General features: G+C 34.0%; 4 protein-coding genes and 1 tRNA gene. 2 read left to right on the forward strand and 3 right to left on the reverse strand.

The genetic code is table 11. The annotated features are described in order from the left end of the window. The first annotated feature begins 25 nt into the window (after nt 1-25). Nucleotides 26-1,048, forward strand: a complete 1,023-nt coding sequence (locus AOG55_RS03120; protein ID WP_048101562.1) for a TrmB family transcriptional regulator — start codon at nt 26-28, stop codon at nt 1,046-1,048. Between the two features lie 2 nt (nt 1,049-1,050). Here the strand turns inward: AOG55_RS03120 and AOG55_RS03125 are convergent. Both AOG55_RS03125 and AOG55_RS03130 read right to left on the reverse strand, forming a co-directional pair. Then, a tRNA-Ser gene (locus tag AOG55_RS03125) sits at nt 1,051-1,134 on the reverse strand. A gap of 33 nt (nt 1,135-1,167) precedes the next feature. Next, on the reverse strand, nt 1,168-1,560 hold the full coding sequence (locus AOG55_RS03130) for a CoA-binding protein (protein ID WP_048101561.1): 393 nt from the start codon (nt 1,558-1,560) through the stop codon (nt 1,168-1,170). 74 nt (nt 1,561-1,634) lie between these two features. On the opposite strand from AOG55_RS03130, the gene AOG55_RS03135 reads away from it, so the two are divergent. Next, the gene (locus AOG55_RS03135) at nt 1,635-1,937 is read left to right on the forward strand and encodes a transcription factor S (protein WP_048101560.1); all 303 of its coding nucleotides are present in this window, start codon (nt 1,635-1,637) and stop codon (nt 1,935-1,937) included. A gap of 3 nt (nt 1,938-1,940) precedes the next feature. Here the strand turns inward: AOG55_RS03135 and AOG55_RS03140 are convergent. Beyond that, the coding region (locus tag AOG55_RS03140; RefSeq protein WP_055040874.1) for an MBL fold metallo-hydrolase at nt 1,941-2,551 on the reverse strand (611 nt) is incomplete at its 5' end.

Below are 2,551 nucleotides of genomic sequence, written 5' to 3' on the forward strand. Positions count from 1 at the left end.
ATTTATATGTAAGCAATTTCCTTTTATGAATGACGATGAAGTATTTGAAAAATTATCTAAATTTGGTTTATCTCCCTATGAGATTAAGGTTTATAAAACACTTTTATTGAATGGGCCGCAGACTTCAACATCAATTGTTTCAACTGCAGGCATACCGCAGCCCAGGGTTTATGACCTTTTTAATAATCTAATTACCAAGGGCTTAATAGAGGTAAGTCCCGGGAAAAAAAAGATATACCGTGCCGTCCCTGTTGAGGTTGCACTTAGCAAAATAATCAATGAAATGACTGAATATAAGGATGAAATATCAAAGGTTGTTGAAAAATCAGCGTTAACTGCAAATAAATACAATCCATATTTATGGTATCTGGATAATGAGGTATTAATAAGAGAACAGATGAAGGATATGGTTGTAAACTCACAGAATGAGATTATTGGATCATGTAGATTGTCCACACTCAGATATCTTGATAAATATCTTATAGAGGCCGCAGATCGTGGTGTATCTGTTTTTTTAACAATATTTCCAGATTCAGATAGATACGATATTACAGATCTTATCTCAAAAATAGTTATTAAAAGAAGACCTGGAATATCTCCAGAAATTATCATAAAGGATAGAGATGAGGCAATAGTACAGGTGGATAATATCAATCTAAGAAATAAATATGCCATAGATTTTGAGGAAGAGGAAATGATACATATAATAAACTACTATTATTACAATATTATATGGAAACCATCAATATATATATCAAAGTTCCAGATCAAAAGCAACTGGATTTTTAATACTTCATGGATTTCATGCGAGGCAATAAACATGTTTTTAAATAATGGATATAAACTTGAGGGCCGTGTCATAGGTGTCACACAGAATGGTGATATAGATATATCCGGATCAATAAAGGGTACTGATATAATACCCGGCTATAAAAATTCATTTATTATACAAACAGATGAACAGGTTTTTTCAGTTGGTGGCAGGCTTACAAGAATAGAAGATATAAGAATGGATAAATTCTATTTAACTGCAGAAAAAATAAAATAGAGCGCTGGGAGGGAGATTTGAACTCCCGAGCTATTGCTAGCAGCAGATTTCGGGTCTGCCGCCTTTCCGGGCTAGGCTACCCCAGCATACAACCACATTAAAATCAACCTTAAAAATTTTTATTTCTGTTTTAATTTTTCCAGCTCTTTTTTCATGCATTTGTCCATAACAACATACATTCCATTTTTTTCTGCAACATCCCTGGCCTCCTCGTTGATTATTCCCTCCTGCATCCATATAACCTTTGCCTTACCTATTGCCTGTTTTACTATATCTGTTACATACTCTGGTTTTCTAAATATATCCACCACGTCCACTGGTTTATCAACAGAGTTTAAATCCTTATATGATTTTATACCGTTCCATTCCTCTATTGAAGGATTTACCGGTATAATATTATAACCATTATCCATGAGATATTTGGCAACAATATTGCTGTATCTATCAGGTTTTTCCGAAATGCCAACAACGGCCACATTTTTATATTTTTTCAAAACTTCTTCGGGGCTCATAATAAAATATTATGAAATTTTATTTAAACCTTTTATTTAATTATCTTTATATATCAACTTGTAATATTATAAGCATGTTCTGTCCAAAATGTGGTTCCTTAATGGTACCAAATAAAGATAAATACATATGCAATAACTGTGGTTATGAGGTTTCAAAATCAGGTCATAATGAGAAAATTACAGCACAGAGTTCTGGAAAGGAGACAATAATGATAGAGGAGGAAGTATCCGGTGAACCGCTTGACAGTGAGGCGGTTTGCCCTAAATGCGGTCACGTTGGTGCCTATTATTTATTAAAGCAGACAAGGTCTGCAGATGAACCTGAAACAAAGTTTTATACATGTGAGGCCTGCCATCACAGATGGCGTGAGTACTGATATTTATATATCGCATTGTTCTATCTCTGGCCTCTCAGGCGTTCCCGAAATCCGTGCAGATATAATGTTTGTATCATGATTAAAGATCATTATTGCCCTTTCTGAAATTGCCATTTTCAAAATTTTTTTCTTCATCTCCATTGACTGAATTGGATTAACATCTATGGCTGTTAAATGATTCGGTTTTACATGGAATGCTGATGGGAATAGATCGCCACCATATATGTACCTTTTATTCCCTATTTTTATCTTTATTATCTGATGACCAAAACTGTGACCGCCTGTGTAAATAACACTGATTTCACTGCTAATTCTCCTGCTACCATCAAGCGTTAGAATATTTTTCCTATTTTGATATTTAACATAGCTGCCACGTGTGAAATCATTGGGATTTTTATAGGCCTTTAGTTCAAGTTCCTGGCATATTATAACCGATTTACTGAATAAATCAGAACTGGAAAATGCATGGCCTGAGTGATCAAAGTGCATGTGTGAAAGTATTATAAAATCTATGTTTTTTATTCCAGATTCACTTAATTGACCTTCAGCGTCCACTGATTTATCCGGTTCAAAAATTTTCACAAATTTTTCATCAAATTTATTTCCAATGCCGA

Origin of the sequence: Acidiplasma cupricumulans (assembly GCF_001402935.1) — an archaeon.
Taxonomy (GTDB): domain Archaea; phylum Thermoplasmatota; class Thermoplasmata; order Thermoplasmatales; family Thermoplasmataceae; genus Acidiplasma; species Acidiplasma aeolicum.

Coding starts and splice junctions, on each gene's coding strand:
- AOG55_RS03120 (WP_048101562.1), top strand. CDS start 26: ATGAATGACGATGAAGTATTTGAAAAATTATCTAAATTTGGTTTATCT.
- AOG55_RS03130 (WP_048101561.1), bottom strand. CDS start 1,560: ATGAGCCCCGAAGAAGTTTTGAAAAAATATAAAAATGTGGCCGTTGTT.
- AOG55_RS03135 (WP_048101560.1), top strand. CDS start 1,635: ATGTTCTGTCCAAAATGTGGTTCCTTAATGGTACCAAATAAAGATAAA.